This is a genomic window from Streptomyces sp. BoleA5, from assembly GCF_000373665.1.
Taxonomy (GTDB): Bacteria; Actinomycetota; Actinomycetes; order Streptomycetales; family Streptomycetaceae; genus Actinacidiphila.
This window is the reverse complement of the sequence record NZ_KB892115.1, coordinates 64658-81531: the sequence shown is the minus strand read 5'-3', so window position 1 is coordinate 81531 and position 16874 is coordinate 64658. Positions and strand designations below refer to the sequence as shown.

General features: G+C 72.1%; 15 protein-coding genes. 4 read left to right on the top strand and 11 right to left on the bottom strand.

Translation table 11 applies throughout. The annotated features are described in order from the left end of the window. Nucleotides 1-188 precede the first annotated feature (188 nt). A complete protein-coding gene (locus tag B085_RS43910) occupies nt 189-818 on the top strand; it encodes a phosphatase PAP2 family protein (protein WP_234018663.1) in 630 nt (209 codons plus the stop codon). On the opposite strand, the gene B085_RS0127125 is transcribed toward B085_RS43910, so the two are convergent. The 9 genes from B085_RS0127125 to B085_RS0127085 form a co-directional block, all read right to left on the bottom strand. Beyond that, the gene (locus tag B085_RS0127125; RefSeq protein WP_018561758.1) at nt 790-2295 is read right to left on the bottom strand and encodes a CoA-acylating methylmalonate-semialdehyde dehydrogenase; all 1506 of its coding nucleotides are present in this window, start codon (nt 2293-2295) and stop codon (nt 790-792) included. The two genes, B085_RS43910 and B085_RS0127125, sit on opposite strands and share 29 nt — an antisense overlap. A gap of 90 nt (nt 2296-2385) precedes the next feature. Continuing rightward, on the bottom strand, nt 2386-3078 hold the full coding sequence (locus tag B085_RS0127120; protein ID WP_018561757.1) for a nucleotidyl transferase AbiEii/AbiGii toxin family protein: 693 nt from the start codon (nt 3076-3078) through the stop codon (nt 2386-2388). 153 nt (nt 3079-3231) lie between these two features. Continuing rightward, nucleotides 3232-3702 carry a hypothetical protein gene (locus B085_RS0127115; protein WP_018561756.1) on the bottom strand — a complete coding sequence of 157 codons (471 nt, stop codon included), beginning with the start codon at nt 3700-3702 and terminating at the stop codon, nt 3232-3234. Nucleotides 3703-3840: 138 nt separating this feature from the next. After that, nucleotides 3841-5235, bottom strand: a complete 1395-nt coding sequence (locus tag B085_RS0127110) for an NAD(P)/FAD-dependent oxidoreductase (RefSeq protein ID WP_018561755.1) — start codon at nt 5233-5235, stop codon at nt 3841-3843. A gap of 34 nt (nt 5236-5269) precedes the next feature. Beyond that, nucleotides 5270-6070: an ABC transporter permease gene (locus B085_RS0127105; RefSeq protein WP_018561754.1), complete on the bottom strand. Its 801-nt coding sequence runs from the start codon at nt 6068-6070 to the stop codon at nt 5270-5272. Further along, complete coding sequence (locus B085_RS0127100; protein WP_018561753.1) at nt 6070-7005, bottom strand: ABC transporter permease; 936 nt, start codon at nt 7003-7005, stop codon at nt 6070-6072. The genes B085_RS0127105 and B085_RS0127100 overlap by 1 nt, the downstream gene beginning before the upstream one ends. Next, complete coding sequence (locus B085_RS0127095) at nt 7005-8189, bottom strand: ABC transporter ATP-binding protein (protein ID WP_018561752.1); 1185 nt, start codon at nt 8187-8189, stop codon at nt 7005-7007. The genes B085_RS0127100 and B085_RS0127095 overlap by 1 nt, the downstream gene beginning before the upstream one ends. Nucleotides 8190-8218: 29 nt before the next feature. Beyond that, on the bottom strand, nt 8219-9448 hold the full coding sequence (locus tag B085_RS0127090; protein ID WP_018561751.1) for a polyamine ABC transporter substrate-binding protein: 1230 nt from the start codon (nt 9446-9448) through the stop codon (nt 8219-8221). A gap of 88 nt (nt 9449-9536) precedes the next feature. Further along, nucleotides 9537-11054, bottom strand: coding sequence for a gamma-aminobutyraldehyde dehydrogenase (locus tag B085_RS0127085; RefSeq protein WP_018561750.1), 1518 nt, complete (start codon nt 11052-11054; stop codon nt 9537-9539). A 282-nt stretch (nt 11055-11336) separates the two neighbouring features. Here B085_RS0127085 and B085_RS0127080 point away from each other — a divergent pair, with 282 nt between their 5' ends. Further along, nucleotides 11337-13034 (top strand): PucR family transcriptional regulator, encoded by a 1698-nt coding sequence (locus B085_RS0127080; protein ID WP_018561749.1) that lies wholly within the window; start codon nt 11337-11339, stop codon nt 13032-13034. Nucleotides 13035-13055: 21 nt separating this feature from the next. Here B085_RS0127080 and B085_RS45910 read toward each other — a convergent pair whose 3' ends face one another. After that, nucleotides 13056-14507 (bottom strand): DUF4190 domain-containing protein, encoded by a 1452-nt coding sequence (locus B085_RS45910; protein WP_018561748.1) that lies wholly within the window; start codon nt 14505-14507, stop codon nt 13056-13058. 114 nt (nt 14508-14621) lie between these two features. On the opposite strand from B085_RS45910, the gene B085_RS0127070 reads away from it, so the two are divergent. Together B085_RS0127070 and B085_RS0127065 are read left to right on the top strand one after the other, a co-directional pair. Next, on the top strand, nt 14622-15656 hold the full coding sequence (locus tag B085_RS0127070) for an adenosine deaminase (RefSeq protein ID WP_018561747.1): 1035 nt from the start codon (nt 14622-14624) through the stop codon (nt 15654-15656). Then, nucleotides 15644-16306 carry a glycerophosphodiester phosphodiesterase gene (locus B085_RS0127065; RefSeq protein WP_018561746.1) on the top strand — a complete coding sequence of 221 codons (663 nt, stop codon included), beginning with the start codon at nt 15644-15646 and terminating at the stop codon, nt 16304-16306. The genes B085_RS0127070 and B085_RS0127065 overlap by 13 nt, the downstream gene beginning before the upstream one ends. A 66-nt stretch (nt 16307-16372) precedes the next feature. Here B085_RS0127065 and B085_RS0127060 read toward each other — a convergent pair whose 3' ends face one another. After that, a complete protein-coding gene (locus tag B085_RS0127060) occupies nt 16373-16873 on the bottom strand; it encodes a hypothetical protein (RefSeq protein WP_026251485.1) in 501 nt (166 codons plus the stop codon). Nucleotide 16874: the final 1 nt, after the last annotated feature.

Sequence of the window (16874 nt, the reverse complement as noted above, 5' to 3'; positions counted from 1 at the left end):
ACACTTTGCCGGTGAATCCCCATCACCGGTACAGCAGTGCCCTCGCGCACAGCGCCGAAGCCGAAGGCTCCGGCAATCCTCGCCGATCGGTCGGCCGCTTGCCCCAAACCCCCCGGGGCGGGCGGTACGGCGATCGTTCTGGCCGCCCCGGAACTCTCCCCCCTGTTCCGGGGCGGCCAACTTCTCTGGTGGCCGTGGTGTGCACGGCGCTCTTCGGACTGCTGACCTGGCAGGAGGCAATACGAGGGCGCCTGCTGGCTCTGGACGGGCCGGTGCGCGCCGCCCTTGCGGGATCGTCCCCCCACCCCGCAGACCGCTCCGCCGCGGCCCGGTTCCTCGCCGATCTGGGCAACTGGCAGGTCGCCGTGCCCGTGCTGCTGCTTGCGATGGTCTGCACCACCTGGCGTGCCCGCCGGTACGGGCTGCCCCGCCCCTGGCTGCCGGCGTCGGCGTACGCCCTCGTGATGGTCGCCGCGCCGCTGCTGGTCGCCCTGGTGAAGCCGCTGATCGGCCGGGCCGGCCCGGGTTCGCTGACGCTCTCCCCCGGCTATCCCGGGCTCTACCCCTCCGGCCACGCTGCCACGGCGGCCGCCGCGTACGGCGGCGCCGTGCTCCTGCTGCTGCCCTGGCTGGTACGCGCGGCGGCACGGCGGCTGCTGGTCGCGGCCGCCGTGCTGCTCAATGGCGCGGTGGGAGTCGCCCTCGTCCTGTGCGGCTATCACTGGCCGCTCGACGTCGTGGGGAGCTGGCTGCTGTGCGGCGCCCTGCTCGCGGGCGCCGCCCTGGCGGTCAGTTGTTGGTCGGGAAACCGAGGTTGATACCGCCGTGGCTCGGGTCGAGCCACCGCTGGGTGACGGCCTTGCCGCGGGTGAAGAAGTGGACGCCGTCCGGGCCGTAGGCGTGCGTGTCGCCGAACAGCGAGGCCTTCCAGCCGCCGAAGGAGTAGTAGGCCACCGGCACCGGGATCGGCACGTTGATGCCGACCATGCCGACCTCGACGTCGTGCTGGAAGCGGCGGGCGGCGCCGCCGTCGTTGGTGAAGATGGCGGTGCCGTTGCCGTACGGGTTGGAGTTGATCAGCTCCAGGCCCTCGTCGTACGAGCCCACGCGGACGACGGACAGGACCGGGCCGAAGATCTCGTCGTTGTAGACGGACATGCCGGGCTTGACGTCGTCGAAGAGGGTCGGGCCGAGCCAGAAGCCCTCCTCGGTGTCCTCGCCGGTGACGGCGTGGGTACGGCCGTCCACGGCGAGGGTCGCGCCGTCGGCGAGACCCGCGTCGAGGTAGGAGGTCACCTTGTCGCGGTGGGCGCCCGTGACCAGCGGGCCCATCTCGGAGGCGGCGCTGCAGCCGGGGCCGACCGTGAGACCGGCCATCCGCTCCTTGATCTTCTCGACCAGGGTGTCGCCGACCGGGTCGACCACGACGAGGACGGACACGGCCATGCAGCGCTCGCCCGCCGCGCCGAACCCGGCGTTGACGGCGGCGTCCGCGGCGAGGTCCAGGTCCGCGTCCGGCAGCACCAGCATGTGGTTCTTGGCGCCGCCCAGTGCCTGTACGCGCTTGCCGTAGCGGGTGCCGGTCTCGTAGACGTAGCGCGCGATCGGGGTGGAGCCGACGAAGGAGACGGACTTGACGTCCGGGTGCTCCAGGAGCCGGTCGACCGCGACCTTGTCACCGTGCACGACATTGAAGACGCCGTCCGGAAGCCCGGCCTGCCTCCACAGCTCCGCGAGGAAGTTGGCGGCGGACGGGTCCTTCTCCGAGGGCTTGACGACGACGGTGTTGCCCGCGGCGATGGCGATGGGGAAGAACCACATCGGCACCATGGCCGGGAAGTTGAAGGGCGAGATGATCGCGACCGGGCCGAGCGGCTGGCGGATCGAGTAGACGTCGATGCCGGTCGAGGCCTGCTCGGTGAAGCCGCCCTTGATCAGCTGCGGGATGCCGCAGGCGTACTCGACGACCTCCAGGCCGCGGGCGATCTCGCCGAGCGCGTCCGAGTGCACCTTGCCGTGCTCGGAGACGATGATCGCGGCCAGCTCCTCGCGCTTGGCGTTGAGCAGCTCGCGGAAGGCGAAGAGCACCGTGGTGCGCTTGGCGACCGAGGCGTGGCGCCACTCCTTGAACGCGGCGGCGGCCGCGCCGACGGCCTGGTCGACCTCGGCGATCGACGCGAAGTCCACCCGCCCGGTCACGGACCCGGTGGCGGGGTCGTACACGTCCCCGTGCCGCTCCGTGGTGCCGGTCCACGACTGCCCGGCGATCCAGTGCGTGATGTGCTTGTCGGTCACGGCGGACCTTCCTCTCCTCGTCTCCTGCCAGTGTCGTCGGCGGGCGGGGCGCCCTCAAGCACCAAGGTGTCGGCGCCGGGGCCGGGAGCTTTACAGGTCGTACAGCTCGTCGGGGTGCTCCATGCCCTCCATGAGGTCCAGGCGGATGTCCTGCGCCCAGTCGAAGGCCCAGCGTTTGACGGCGGCGACGGCCGTGCCGCCGAGTCCCAGCGCCGCGTACGCCGCGTCGTCGGCCTCGACGAGCTTGTCGAGGCGGTCGGCGAGCAGGCGCGGCTGGAGGTCCTCGTCGAGGTGGACGGCCATCGTGAGCAGCTCCCCCGGCGTGAACCAGGCGGTCAGGGCGTGCACGTCGACCAGGTCGCGCACCGCGGCGCGGTCGGCGACGGCGGCCACCTTCAGCGCGGCGCAGTCCTCCAGGGCCACCACCGGCACGGGCGCGGACAGGCCGAGTCCGACGGGGACCGGGGGTCGGGTGAGCGGCTGCTTGGCGACGTGGACGGTGCGGCCGGCCTCGCCCGGCGCGGTGACCCCGAGGTGGGCGGCGAGCGGCGTGCCGGGCAGCGGGGCGACCTCGTAACCGGCCCCGGTGTACGCGGCGGCGAGTGCGGCGCCGATGTCGCCGACCGGGGTGGAGCTGAAGGTGACCAGGTCGAGGTGGCGGGACGGGCGGCGTTCGAAGCCGTGCGCGATCAGCGCGAGGCCGCCCGCCACGGCGAGGCCGTGGCGCCCGCAGACGGGCAGGGCGGTCTCGACGAGGTGCGCGAGGCCGGGTGCGAGGGCCATGTCAGCCCCCCGCGGCCGGGGGCGCCGGAACGGTGGCGCGCCGTGGCGCGCCCGGGTATCCGCGGCCGCTCCGGTGCCGGCCGTGCTCCGTCGGGATCATGGCACCAGTGTCGCGCACGGGGGCGTACGGCCGGCGGGCCCCCGGTCGCGGGGTCACTCGCCCGGATCACGTCCGCGCCGTCCGGCCAGATGGGCCGCCGCCTCGTGCATGGCCAGTTCCAGGACGCCGGGGTCGGTGAGGTTGCCGGTGCCGTCCGGCGGTACGAGCCAGCGGACGCCGCCCGTGGCGCGGCCGGGATAGGGGACCACGATCCAGGTGCCGGGCCCCGCCGTGCGGACGCCGGTGCCGATCCAGCGGGCGGCGGTGCCGGGAGGCACGAAGTAGCCCATGCGGGAGTCGCCGAAGTCGGTCAGGACCGGGCCCGGGCGGTCGACGAGACGCGTGAGGACGTCGAGCGTCGGGTAGCCCAGTTCGCCGGTGAGGATGAGGACGTCCCACAGCCTCCCGGCGGGCAGGAGCGTCACCCCGAGGGGGTGTCGCTCCCATTCCCACCGGGTGGCGTCGGGGTCGGGTGACACGGAAACCAGCCATTCGACCGCGCCCCGCGCGTCTGTGCCCACCATGCCGGTTCCTCCGTTCCGTGTGTGCGCTGCCGTGCTGTCACGTGGAGAGAGGAGGCCGGTGACGGATCATTACGCGGGTTTCACCACGCCCGATGGGGTGATCCGGACCACAGGTCGGCCGCGGCGGCCGGGGCCCGGTCAGCTGTCGAAGCCGAGGCCGAGCCGGTCCATCGCCTTGAGCCACAGGTTGCGCCGCCCGGCGTTGCGGTCGGCGCGGTCCATGGACCACTTGGTGAGGCCGATCCCCGCCCACGCCAGGGGCTCGGGCGGGAAGGGCAGCGGCTTGGTGCGCACCATCCGCAGCTCGGTGCGCTCGGTGCGCTCGCCGGAGAGCAGGTCGAGCATGACGTCGGCGCCGAAGCGGGTGGCGCCGACACCGAGGCCGGTGTAACCGGCGGCGTACGCGACCTTCCCGTCGTGGGCCGTGCCGTAGAAGGCGGAGAAGCGCGAGCAGGTGTCGATCGCACCGCCCCATGAGTGGGTGAAGCGCACGCCCTCCAGCTGCGGGAAGCAGCGGAAGAAGTGCCCGGCGAGCTTGAGATAGGTCTCCGGTCGCTCGTCGCGGGAGGCGTCCAGGCGGCCGCCGTACGGGTAGACGGCGTCGTAGCCGCCCCACAGGACGCGGTTGTCGGCGGTGAGCCGGAAGTAGTGGAACTGGTTGGCGCTGTCGCCGAGTCCCTGGCGGTTCTTCCAGCCGATAGCGCCGAGCTGCTGCGGCGTCAGCGGCTCGGTCACCAGCGCGTAGTCGTACACGGGGACGATGTAGGGACGCACCCGGCGCACCAGTGAGGGGAAGACGTTGGTGCCGAGCGCGACGTGCCGGGCGAAGACGCGTCCGTACGGGGTGCGCACGGCCATGCCGGAGCCGTTGCGGGCGAGGTGGGTGGCGCGGGTGTGCTCGTAGACGCGTACGCCCAGCTCCTCGCAGGCCCGCCGCAGTCCCCAGGCGAGCTTGGCCGGGTGCAGCATGGCGACGCCCCTGCGGTCCCACAGGCCGCCGACGAAGGTCGGCGAGTCGACCTCGGCGCGGACCTGATCGCGGTCGAGCAGCTCCAGTTCGACGCCGTGCCGGCCGGCCTCCTCGGCGGACGCCCGCAGATCGTCGAGCTGGTAGGGCTCGGTGGCGACGTCGATCTCGCCGGAGCGTTCGAAGTCGCAGTCGATGGAGTGGCGGGCCACCGTCTCCTCGATCCCGTCGAGGTTGCGGTTGCCCAGCTCCTCCAGCCGCCCGAACTCCTCGGGCCAGCGGGCGAGCCCGTTGGCGAGCCCGTGGGTGAGGCTGGCGGCGCAGAAGCCGCCGTTGCGGCCGGACGCCGCCCAGCCCACCTCCCTGCCCTCGATCAGGACGACGTCGCGGCGCGGGTCGCGCTCCTTGGCCAGCAGCGCGGTCCACAGCCCGGTGTAGCCGCCGCCGACCACCAGCAGGTCGCAGTGCTCGTCGCCCACGAGGGCGGAACCGGCCCGCGGCCTGCCGGGGTCCTCCAGCCAGAACGGTGTCGGCTGCGCGTCGGCGAGCGAACGGGCTGGGTCCATGGGGTCTCACACCTTTGCGGATGCGGTCGGCGGATCAACTATGGGCTTTCCTGCGGCGGCTGAGCAGCTGCCCGACGACGACGCACAGCACCGCCGCGACGAACATCAGCGTGCCGATGACGTTCACCTGGACGGGCAGGCCCTTCTGGGCGGCGCCCCAGACGAACATCGGGAAGGTCACGGTCGCCGGGCCGGCGTTGAACTGCGTGATGATGAAGTCGTCGATGGAGATCGCGAAGCTCAGCAGCGCGCCCGCCGCGATGCCGGGCGCGGCGATCGGGAAGGTGATCCGCCAGAACGTCGACCACGGGGTGGCGTAGAGGTCCTGGGCCGCCTGCTCCAGTCGCGGGTCCATGCTCATCACGCGCGCCTTGACCGCCGTCACCACGAAGCTGAGGCAGAACATGATGTGCGCGATGAGGATGGTCCAGAAGCCGAACTGGATGCGCATGTTGAGGAACAGGGTGCCGAGGGAGGCGCCCATGACGATCTCGGGCATCGCCATCGGCAGCCAGATCAGCCCGGTCACCGGGCCGCGGCCGCGGAAGCGGTAGCGGCCGAGCGCGAAGGCGACCATGGTGCCGAGGATCGTGGCGCCGAGGGTGGCGAGCACGGCGATCTCCAGGGACAGCGACACCGAGTCGCACATGTCTCCGACACCGCAGGGGTTGGCCCACGCGTCGAGCGAGAAGTGGTTCCAGGAGTAGTTGAAGCGGCCCTTGGGCTGGTTGAAGGAGAAGATCAGGACGATCACGTTGGGGATCGTCATGTAGGCGAGGGCGGCCACGCCGGCGAAGACGACGAGGTGCCGTCGCACCCAGTTGAGCACGGGCATCAGACCAGTTCCTCCGTCCCGGCCTTGCGGATGTAGACGGACACGATCACCAGGATCGCGGCCATGAGCATGAAGGACAGTGCGGCGGCGGTCGGGTAGTCGAGCACCGTCAGGAACTTGGACTGGATGACGTTGCCGATCATCTGCTCGCTGGGGCTGCCCAGAAGCTCGGCGTTGATGTAGTCGCCGGAGGCGGGGATGAAGGTGAGCAGCGTGCCGGCCACGACGCCGGGCAGCGAGATCGGGAAGGTCACCTTGCGGAAGGTGGTGAAGGGCCGGGCGTACAGGTCGCCCGCCGCCTCGTGCAGCCGCGGGTCGATGCGCTCCAGCGAGCTGTAGAGCGGCAGGATCATGAAGGGCAGGAAGTTGTACGTCAGACCGCACACCACCGCCAGCGGGGTGGCGAGCACGCGGTCGTCGGCGGTGATGCCGAGGGACGCGGTGACGTTGAGGATGTGCAGCTTGTCCAGCACGGTCACGACGTAGCCGTCGTCGGCGAGGATCGTCTTCCAGGCCAGGGTGCGGATCAGGAAGCTGGTGAAGAACGGCGCGATCACCATGACCAGCAGCACGTTGCGCCAGCGGCCCGCCTTGAAGGCGATGGTGTACGCCAGCGGGTAGCCGATCGCCAGGCAGAGCACGGTGGCGATGCCGGCGTAGATCAGCGACCGCAGGTAGAAGACGTCGTACTCCCTGAACGCGTCCCAGTAGGTCGCGAAGTGCCAGGTGACCTGGTAGCCGGTCTCCAGGGAGCCGGTCTGCACCGAGGTCGAGGCCTGGTAGACCATGGGGGCCGCGAAGAAGACCAGCAGCCACAGGATGCCGGGCAGCAGCAGCCAGTACGGGACGAGTCTGCGCCGCCGGGCGGCGGCGCCGGGCGGTACCGGCGGGACCTCGGCCGGTGCCCCGGCGGGGGCGGTGGAGAGGGCGGCCATTACGCGTCGACCTCCCCGGCCTCGATGTCCTGTGCGGCGTCGAGACCGAAGGTGTGCGCGGGGCTCCAGTGCAGCACCACCTCGGCGCCGGGGACGAGGCGGCCGTCGCGCTCCACGTTCTGCGCGAAGACGGCGAGCTCCGGGCACCAGGGGCTGTTGACGACGTACTGGGTGGAGACGCCGATGAAGCTGGCGTCGACGATCCGCCCGGTGATCTTGTTGCGGCCCTCGGGGACCTCGGCCGCGTCGTCGGCGTGGACGATGGATATCTTCTCCGGGCGCACGCCGGCGAGGAGCTTGTCGCCCGCCTGCACCGAGGGGACGCACCGCGCGGTGGGCATCGCCAGGCGGCCGTCACCGACGCTGAGCAGCAGGTCGTCGCCGCTGGTGCCGGCGACCTCGGCCTCGATGAGGTTCGACTGGCCGAGGAAGTTGGCGACGAAGGTCGTCCGCGGGTTCTCGTACAGGTCGGTGGGCGCACCGAGTTGCTCGATGCGGCCCGCGTTCATCACGGCGATGGTGTCGGCCATGGTCATGGCCTCCTCCTGGTCGTGCGTGACGTGCACGAAGGTGATGCCGACCTCGGTCTGGATGCGCTTGAGCTCCAGCTGCATCTGGCGCCGCAGCTTCAGGTCCAGGGCGCCCAGCGGTTCGTCGAGGAGGAGCACCTTGGGGTGGTTGATCAGGGCGCGGGCGACGGCGACGCGCTGCTGCTGGCCGCCGGAGAGCTGGTGCGGCTTGCGGCGGGCGAGGTGGCCCAGCTCTACGAGGTCGAGCATCTCCTCGGCCTGGCCCTTGACGGACTTGACGCCGCGGCGGCGCAGGCCGAAGGCGACGTTCTCGTAGATGTCGAGGTGCGGGAAGAGCGCGTAGTTCTGGAAGACGGTGTTGACCGGGCGCTTGTACGGCGGCAGGCCGGTGACGTCCTGGTCGCCGATGCGGACGGTGCCGCCGCTGGGGTCCTCCAGGCCCGCGATCATGCGCAGCGTGGTGGTCTTGCCGCAGCCGGAGGCGCCCAGGAGAGCGAAGAAGGAGCCCTCGGGGATGGTCAGGTCGAGTGGGTGGACGGCGGTGAAGTCGCCGTATTGCTTGCCGAGGCCGGTGAGGGTCACGGCGCCTCCCGCGGAGGCGGGGTTCCTGGCTCCGGCCGGCTCGTCGGCGAGCGGTGCGGTCTGCTGGGTCATGTCGTCAGATCCCTAACTGCGGTGGCCGGTCAGGCGCCGATGAGCTTGGCGAACTTGTCCTCGAAGGCGGTCTCCTCCTTGGAGGAGAGCGACCGGAAGGGATGGGCCTTCGCCTTCATCTCCGCATTGGGAATGATCAGCGGGTTGTTGGCCACGTCCTCGTCGATCTTGAGGAGTTCCTCGTAGACGCCCGTGCAGGGCGTGATGTAGTTGACCCATGCCGCGAGCTCGGCGGCGATCGCGGGCTGGTAGTACCAGTCCATGAGGCGCTCGGCGTTCTTGCGGTGCTTGGAGCCCGCGGGGACGAGCATGTTGTCCGTGGAGTAGATGTAGCCGGCGGACGGGATCACGAACTTGATCTCGGGGTTGTCGGCCTGGAGCTGGACCAGGTCGCCGGCCCAGGCGACGCAGGCGGCGATGTTCCCCGAGGCGAGGCCGTCGGTGTACTCGTTGCCGGTGAACTGGCGGATCTGCTTGCCGTCCACGGCCTTCTGGACCCGGGCCACGGCCGCGTCGAAGTCGTCCGCGGTGAAGGACTCCGGCTGCTTGCCCATGTCGAGCAGGGTCATGCCTATGGTGTCGCGCATCTCGCTGAGCATGGCGACGCGGCCCTTGAGGTCGGGGTCGTCCAGCAGCTGGGAGACGCTGCCGACCTTCTTCCCCTTGGTGGCCTTCTCGTTGTAGGCGATGACGGTGGCGATGCCCTGCCAGGGGTAGGAGTGGGCGCGTCCGGGGTCCCAGTCGGGGTTGCGGAAACGTTGCTCCAGGTTGGTGAAGGCGTGCGGCAGGTAGGTGGGGTCCAGCGGCTGGGCCCAGCCCAGGCGGATCATCCGGGCGGCCATCCAGTCGGTGAGGACGACCAGGTCGCGGCCGGTCGACTGACCGGCGGCGAGCTGCGGTTTGATCTTGGCGAAGAACTCGACGTTGTCGGTGATGTCGTCGCTGTACTTGACCTTGATCCCGGTCTTCTTCTCGAAGGCCTCCAGGGTCGGCATGTGCTTCTCGTCGTCGCTCATGTCGATGTAGAGCTGCCAGTTCGAGAAGACCAGCGACTTGTCCTTGTCGGACAGGTCGTCGCTCCTGACGCCGCCCTGGTTGTTGGTGGCGGCGGGGATGCCGCAGGCGGACAGTGCCCCGGCGCCCGCGACGCCGAGACCGGCGCCGAGCACCCGGCGCCGGCTCAGGGAGGCCCTCCCGCTGGTCAGGCTGCGTTCCCACGCTTTGCGTACGGGCTCGGACAGGCCCTCGAACATCTCCATTGCGGTGCAGCCTCCAGGGGCGGTCGTGCGTGGGACGGACGGACTGTCGGGCCGGTGGGGGCGGTCCCGGAGGGGCGGGCGGCCGGGATCAGCGGTCGCCGAAGATCGTGCGGTGCCAGCTCTTCCTGGCGACCGCGGTGTTGTCGTACATCACGTGCTTGACCTGCGTGTACTCCTCCAGGGAGTACGCCGACATGTCCTTGCCGTACCCGGAGGCCTTGTACCCCCCGTGCGGCATCTCGCTGATGATCGGGATGTGGTCGTTGACCCAGACGCACCCCGCCTTGATCTCACGGGTGGCACGGCCCGCGCGGAAGACGTCACGGGTCCATGCGGACGCGGCCAGGCCGTACGGCGTGTCGTTGGCCAGGGCCAGGCCCTCATCATCGCTGTCGAACGGCAGCACGACCAGTACCGGCCCGAAGATCTCCGACTGGACGATCTCGCTGTCCTGCGCGGCGCCGGTCACCAGCGTGGGCCGGTAGAACGCCCCGGGCGAGGCGGGGGCCTCGCCGCCGGTGACGACCGTGGCGTAGGAGCGGGCGCGCTCCACGAAGCCGGCGACGCGGTCGCGCTGGGTGTGCGAGATGAGAGGCCCGAGGTCGGTCTTCGCGTCGAAGGGGTCGCCCACCCGGATGCCCGAGAAGAGGTCGGCGACACCGGCGACGAAGGCGTCGTAGAGGGGGCGCTGCACATAGGCGCGGGTGGCGGCGGTGCAGTCCTGGCCGGTGTTGATCAGGGCGCCGGCGACCGCGCCGTGGACGGCCGCCTCCAGGTCGGCGTCGTCGAAGACGACGAAGGGCGCCTTGCCGCCGAGTTCCAGGTGGAGCCGCTTGACGGTGGCGGTGGCGATCTCCGCGACACGCCTGCCGACCGCGGTGGAGCCGGTGAAGGAGGTCATCGCGACGTCCGGGTGCCCCACCAGGTGTTCCCCCGCCTCCTTCCCCGCGCCGGTGACGACGTTGACCACGCCCGCGGGGATGCCCGCCTCGGTCGCCGCCTGGGCGAACATCAGCGAGGTCAGCGGGGTCAGCTCGGCCGGCTTGAGCACGATGGTGTTGCCCGCGGCGATCGCCGGCAGGACCTTCCAGGCCGCCATCTGCAGCGGGTAGTTCCACGGCGCGATGGAGCCCACGACGCCGACCGGCTCGCGCCGCACATAGGAGGTGTGGTCACCCGAGTACTCCCCCGCCGCCCTGCCCTCCAGATGGCGTGCGGCGCCCGCGAAGAAGGCGGTGTTGTCGACCGTGCCCGGGACGTCGAACTCCGTGGTCAGCCGCAGCGGCTTGCCGCACTGCAGCGACTCGGCGTACGCGAACTCGGCCGTCCGCCCGGAGAGGACGGCGGCGAAGCGGTGCATGGCGTCGGAGCGCTCACCGGGCGTGGCACCGGCCCAGCCGGGCAGTGCCCGCGCGGCGGCGGCGACGGCGTCGTCCACGTCGGCGGTGCCTGCCAGTTCGTAGGAGTACACGCTCTCCCCGGTGGCCGGGTCGACGACGGAGTGCGGCCGGCCGGAGGTGCCGCCGCGCAGGGTTCCGCCGACGTACTGGGCCCCCTCGGCGAAACGCTCCCGCACATCGAACCCGCCGTTCGCGCTGAGGTCCATCGTCTTCTCCTAGCACTCCGCTCGGCGGCGTGGCCAAAGCTTGGATTGGTGGACGATCCTGACAGAGTAGGCTCGCCCCAACAAGTGATTCCGTTGTTGCCTTTTGGTTACGCGACGAATTCTGTGTTCGCCCGGCGACCGGCAGCAGATCGTCACGGTGGACGATGCCCGGCTCCGCGCGCACCGGGCAACCGACACATCGCAAGCCGTGCCACCGGGGCCTTTACACCCTGGAGTTACGGTGGCACGACGTACCGCCCCGTTCCGCCCCGGAGGTCAGCCGTGTTCCCCACCGTCGCCGAGGTCCTGGAACTGGACGTGCTCAGGCGGGGTTCGCCGCAGGTCGTCGCGGGCTCCGGCGGGCTGCAGCGCCCGGTCCGCTGGGTGCACATCAGCGAGCTGGCCGACATCGCGGGCATGCTCCACGGGGGCGAGCTGGTCCTCACCACCGGCGTGATGCTCCCCGACGACAAGGAGTCCCTGGCCCGCTACATCGACGGTCTCGCCGACGTCGGCGCCGCGGGCCTCGTCGTCGAGCTGGGCCGGCGCTACACGGACGTCCTCCCCCGCCCCCTGGTCCGGGCCGCGGAACGGCGCGGACTGCCGCTGGTGGCCCTCCGCACCGAGGTGCGCTTCGTCGCGGTGACCGAGGCCGTGCACGCCCACGTCGTCGACGCGCAGCTGACCGAACTGCGCGCCTCGGAGGCGGTGCACCAGACCTTCAACGAACTGTCCGTGGAGGGCGCGGAACCCGGCGAGGTCGTCCGCGAGGTGGCCCGGATGGCGGGCGCGCCCGTCGTACTGGAGAACCTCTCCCACCAGGTGCTCGCCTTCGACCCGGCGGGGCACGACCCCGAGGCCCTGCTCGACGGCTGGGAGCGGCGCAGCCGCGGCGTCCACCCGGCCGGCCGCACCGGCCACGACCCGCGCACCGGCTGGCTGGTCACCGCGGTCGGAGCGCGCGGCCGGGACTGGGGCAGGCTGGTGGTCGTCGGCGAGCCCGCCCCCGGCGCAGGCCCGGAACCGGGCGAACGCCCGCACCGCCACAGCGTGCTGCTGGAGCGGGGCGCCGCCACCCTCGCGCTCAACCGGCTGCTGGAACGCGACCGGGAGTCCCTGGAACGGCAGACCCACCGCACCCTGCTGTCCGGCATCCTCACCCACGCCCTGACCGTCTCCGACGTCGCGCTGCGCGCCCGGGCCCTGGGCGTGCCGCTGGAGGGCCGGCGGCTGGTCGGCGTCATGCTGCGGCTGCGCGGCGGGCCGGCCTCGGCCGCCCTGGAGGCGCAGGCCCGGCTGCGGGACTTCACCGAGACGGCCGCCCAGGCCGTACGCGAGCGGGGGCTGACCGCGCTCACCGGCACACTCGACGACGGCGGCGTCGGCGTGCTCGTCTCCCTGGGCCCGTCCGACCACGAGCACACCGCGCTGGAGGAGTTCGCCGCCGCACTCACCCGGCTGACCGAGCCCGCCCCCGACGGCGGCACCGCCTTCGTCATGGCGGCCGGCTCCTCGGTCGGCTCCCTGCGCGACGCCCGCCGCACCCTGCTGGAGGCAGCGCAGGTCGCGGACGCCGCGATGCACGGCGGCCGCAGTGAGGGAGGCAGGTCGCAGCCCTCCGAGAAGAGGGTGCCGGCGGGCGGCGGGCGGGCCTACTACCGGCTGCCGGACGTCCGGCTGCGCGGCCTGCTCCACCTCCTGCGCGACGACGCGCGGCTGCAGACGTACGTCGAGCGCGAACTCGGTCCGCTGCTGACCTACGACGCCGAGCACGGCACGGACCTCGTCCGGATCCTCACCGTCTACCTGGACGCCGGCCGCAACAAGTCGGCCGCGGCCGACGCGGCGCACCTGTCACGGCCGTCCTTCTACGACCGGCTGCACCGCGTCGAGCGCGTCCTCGGCATCGACCTGGACCAGGTCGAGTCCTGCCTCTCCCTGCACGTGGCGCTGCTGGCGCTGGACGCGGTGCGGCGCTGAGGCCGCACGGCCGTGCCGGGGCTACGGCACGTCCAGGCTCCAGTAGGTGTAGTCGTACTCGTAGCCGGGCGCGACCTCGACCTGGAAGGCGCCGTCCTCGTCGCCCTTCGGCACGACCACGGTGACCTCCCTTGTCGCGCGCTCGCCCGGGGCCAGTTCGTCGGGCAGGCCCACGCCGCTGGTCAGGTCGCGCAGGCTCTCGTCCTCGAAGTCGTCCCCGTAGGCCGTGATCTCGCTCTCGCTCAGGTCGGCGGTGTCGTCGCCGGTGTTCTCCAACTCGATGGAGAACGTGACCGCGGTGCCGCCGTCCAGCATGCTGTTCGGGAGGGCGGTCGTCCGCTGGACGTCCGTCAGCGTGACGTGCACCCCGTCGTCGTAGAGCGCGGTGCCGCCGTCGTCCAGCGGTGTCTCCCAGTCGGCGTTCCGGGAGGTGACCAGGTCCTCACCGCCCGGCTGACCGAACCAGCCGTTGTCGATGCCGCCGACCACCAGGGCGATCATGCCGCCCGCCAGGACGACGGAGACGATCCCGAGGATCAGGCCGGTCAGCGCCTGCGGGCGGTTGGTCGCCTCGCCGCGCCGGGCGATCCGCAGACCGACGATGCCGCAGGCGATGGCAGCGATGCCCAGCGGGAGTCCCAGGAAGGCCCCGAAGCAGGAGATGGCCAGGACGGCGCCCACGATGCCCAGGATCATCGCCGTCAGACCGACGCCGTTGCGGGCGACGGGCGGCGCCCATCCGCCGTACGGGCCCATCCCGTAGCCGGGGTAGCCCGGTTGGCCGGGGTAGCCGGGGTGGGCCGGATACCCGGGGTACCCGGGCGGCCCGGGGTGGCCGCCGTAGCCGGGGAACGTGGCGTGCGGCGGCTGCGGGGGAACCGTCGCCGCCGCGTCCGGGACGGGCGGCGCCCAAGGATCGCGCGGCTGCTGAGCCGGGGCGGGCGCCTGCGCGTCCTCGGGCACCGGGCGCTTGGTCAGCGTCACCTGCTCCTGCGGCGGCTGCGGGATCGGCGGCGCCCAGGGGTGGTACCCGGCGTGCGCGCCGGGCTGCCCGTACCCGGGGGCGACGGGCACCGGCGGCGCCCACGGATCCGGTGGCCCGGGCACCCCGGCGGGCGCGGGGGCGGGCGCGGGGTGGGCGGTCGGGACGGGGGGAGCATCGCTCACCGCCGGAGCCTCGCCGGACGCGTCGGCGGGCTCCACGGCATCCGCGGCATCCGCGGCAGCCACTGCTCCCGGCTTCTTCGCACCCTCGTCCCCTGCCGGAGCGGCCGTGACGTCGGCGTCCGCAGGCACCGCGTCCGCAGGGGCCGGGTCCGGGGCGTCGTGCGGCGCCGCGGGCGCGGGGGCGGACAGCTCGAAGTCGGGGCCGGGGGTGGCGTCCGCCGGGGCCTCCGAGGTCGACGGGGCCGCCGCTGCGGGGTTCTCGCTCGCGGCGTCGCGCGGCGTCGGGTTCTCGGGGTCGTGGGACATCGCTGCCTTCCTGGTGACTACGTCGGGCAATGCTATGGCCTGCGAAGACACCGGGCGGAGGCAATTTCGTGTTTACGATGGCCGTTGCCGACCACCCCGCAGGAGGATCACCCCATGTCCGACACCGCGTCACCCCTCGACGCCTTCATCGCGGGGCTCCCGAAGGCCGAGCTCCACGTGCACCACGTCGGCTCGGCCTCGCCCCGCATCGTGGCGGAGCTGGCCGCGCGGCACCCGGATTCCAAGGTGCCCACCGATCCCGCCGCCCTCGCCGAGTACTTCAGCTTCCGGGACTTCGCCCACTTCATCGAGGTCTACCTGTCCGTCGTCGACCTGATCCGCGACGCGGAGGACGTCCGCCTGCTGACGTACGAGGTCGCCCGCGACATGGTGCGGCAGAACATCCGCTACGCCGAGCTGACCGTGACCCCGTACAGCTCCGTACGGCGCGGCATCCCGGACCGGGCGTTCGTGGAGGCGATCGAGGACGCCCGCAAGGCGGCCGAGGCGGAGCTCGGCATCGTGCTGCGCTGGTGCTTCGACATCCCGGGCGAGGCCGGGCTGGCCTCCGCCGAGGAGACCGCCCGCATCGCCACCGAGCTGCAGCCGGACGGCCTGGTCAGCTTCGGGCTGGGCGGGCCCGAGATCGGCGTGCCGCGCCCGCAGTTCAAGCCGTACTTCGACCGCGCCCGCGCCGCCGGCCTGCACAGCGTGCCGCACGCGGGCGAGACCACCGGCCCGCAGACGATCTGGGACGCACTGCGCGAGCTGGGCGCCGAGCGCATCGGCCACGGCACCAGCGCCATCCAGGACCCGCGCCTGGTGGACCACCTGGTCGAGCACGGCATCCCGCTGGAGGTCTGCCCGACCTCCAACATCGCCACCCGCGCCGTGGCCACGCTCGACGAGCACCCGGTCAAGGAGATGGTGGCCGCGGGCGTCCTCGTCACCGTCAACAGCGACGACCCGCCGATGTTCGGCACCGACCTCAACACCGAGTACGCGGTGGCCGCGCGGCTGCTGCAGCTCGACGAGGGCGGCCTGGCCCAGCTCTCCCGGAACGCCGTCGAGGCCTCCTTCCTCGACGCCCCCGGCAAGGCGAAGCTCACCGCCGAGATCGACTCCTACCTGGCGGGATGGCAGCGCTAGCGATCGCCCACCGCGGCGACCCGTACCGCCACCGCGAGAACACCCTGCCCTCGCTGCGCAGCGCGGCCCGCGCGGGGGCGGACGCGGTGGAGATGGACGTGCGCCTGACCCGCGACGGGGTGCCGGTGCTGCTCCACGACCCCACGCTCAAGCGGCTGTGGGGCGTGGAGTCCGCCGTCGCGGACCTCGCCGCGGACCGGCTGCCGCCGGGCGTCCCGACGTTGCACGAGGCGCTGGCCGCGGTCGGCGGCTGCCGGGCCCTGATCGACCTCACCCTGCCGGAGTCCGCGGGCCCGGTGCTCTGCGCGGTCCGGGACGCGGGCGCCGGGGACCGTACGTACTACTGCGGCGAGGCGGCCGCCGTCCTCGCGGTCCGGGACCGCGATCCGGCCGCCGAGATCGCGCTGACCTGGAAGACCTCCGCGCCGGTGCCGCCACTGCTGCTCGCGGAGCTGCGGCCGCGCTGGATCAATCTGCGCTTCGGGCTGGTGCGCGCGCCCCTGGTGGAGTGGGCGCGCGGCGAGGGCCTGCTGGTCGGCGCGTGGACGGTGGACCTGCGCCGGACGATGCGGCGGCTGGAGCGGCTGGGCGTCGACGCCGTCACGAGCAACCGCATCGACGTGCTGCGTGCGGAGCTCGGCGGCCGGTGAGCCTGCCCGGCTCGGCGACGGGCACCGGGTCTGCGGCAGCGGCGCCGCCGGACGGCCGACGGTCCGTCACACGCCGGCCGGCACGGGCGGCTTCGTACCGGAGTGCTCCAGCCTCTTGATCATCCGCCGCAGGACCAGCAGCGGCACGATGCCGAAGACCCCGAAGGCCATGTCGATCGGCATCCACCACAGCGGCAGGCCGCGCAGCGGGACGCAGATCGCGGCGAGCGGGATGATCCCGACGCAGGCGATCATCGCCCACTCCACGACCCAGACGTTGCGCACCGGGTCGCGCCAGACACCGTAGAAGGCGACGGCGATCACCAGGTGGGCGAAGGCGAGCCAGTCCGTGCCGTAGAGCATGAACGGGTACTTCGCGTCGGTGGCGTCCAGCCCCTCCCGCACATGGGAGATCCAGTCGCCGACGGCTCCGGGCAGACCCCAGCCGTCCACCCACCGCACCTCGTGCACCAGCGGGAACGCGGTCGCGCCGCTCAGCACCAGGCACACCACAAAGACAACGAGCCAGGCGCGTATGCGCTGTTCAAGAGATCTTCGATCCTCCATG

Excerpts from the sequence above, each read along its gene's own strand:
- B085_RS0127060 (WP_026251485.1), bottom strand. The coding sequence starts at position 16,873 with ATGGAGGATCGAAGATCTCTTGAACAGCGCATACGCGCCTGGCTCGTT.
- B085_RS0127090 (WP_018561751.1), bottom strand. The coding sequence starts at position 9,448 with ATGGAGATGTTCGAGGGCCTGTCCGAGCCCGTACGCAAAGCGTGGGAA.
- B085_RS0127095 (WP_018561752.1), bottom strand. The coding sequence starts at position 8,189 with ATGACCCAGCAGACCGCACCGCTCGCCGACGAGCCGGCCGGAGCCAGG.
- B085_RS0127105 (WP_018561754.1), bottom strand. The coding sequence starts at position 6,070 with ATGCCCGTGCTCAACTGGGTGCGACGGCACCTCGTCGTCTTCGCCGGC.
- B085_RS0127115 (WP_018561756.1), bottom strand. The coding sequence starts at position 3,702 with ATGGTGGGCACAGACGCGCGGGGCGCGGTCGAATGGCTGGTTTCCGTG.
- B085_RS45910 (WP_018561748.1), bottom strand. The coding sequence starts at position 14,507 with ATGTCCCACGACCCCGAGAACCCGACGCCGCGCGACGCCGCGAGCGAG.
- B085_RS0127070 (WP_018561747.1), top strand. The coding sequence starts at position 14,622 with ATGTCCGACACCGCGTCACCCCTCGACGCCTTCATCGCGGGGCTCCCG.
- B085_RS0127065 (WP_018561746.1), top strand. The coding sequence starts at position 15,644 with ATGGCAGCGCTAGCGATCGCCCACCGCGGCGACCCGTACCGCCACCGC.
- B085_RS0127100 (WP_018561753.1), bottom strand. The coding sequence starts at position 7,005 with ATGGCCGCCCTCTCCACCGCCCCCGCCGGGGCACCGGCCGAGGTCCCG.
- B085_RS0127120 (WP_018561757.1), bottom strand. The coding sequence starts at position 3,078 with ATGGCCCTCGCACCCGGCCTCGCGCACCTCGTCGAGACCGCCCTGCCC.
- B085_RS0127085 (WP_018561750.1), bottom strand. The coding sequence starts at position 11,054 with ATGGACCTCAGCGCGAACGGCGGGTTCGATGTGCGGGAGCGTTTCGCC.
- B085_RS0127110 (WP_018561755.1), bottom strand. The coding sequence starts at position 5,235 with ATGGACCCAGCCCGTTCGCTCGCCGACGCGCAGCCGACACCGTTCTGG.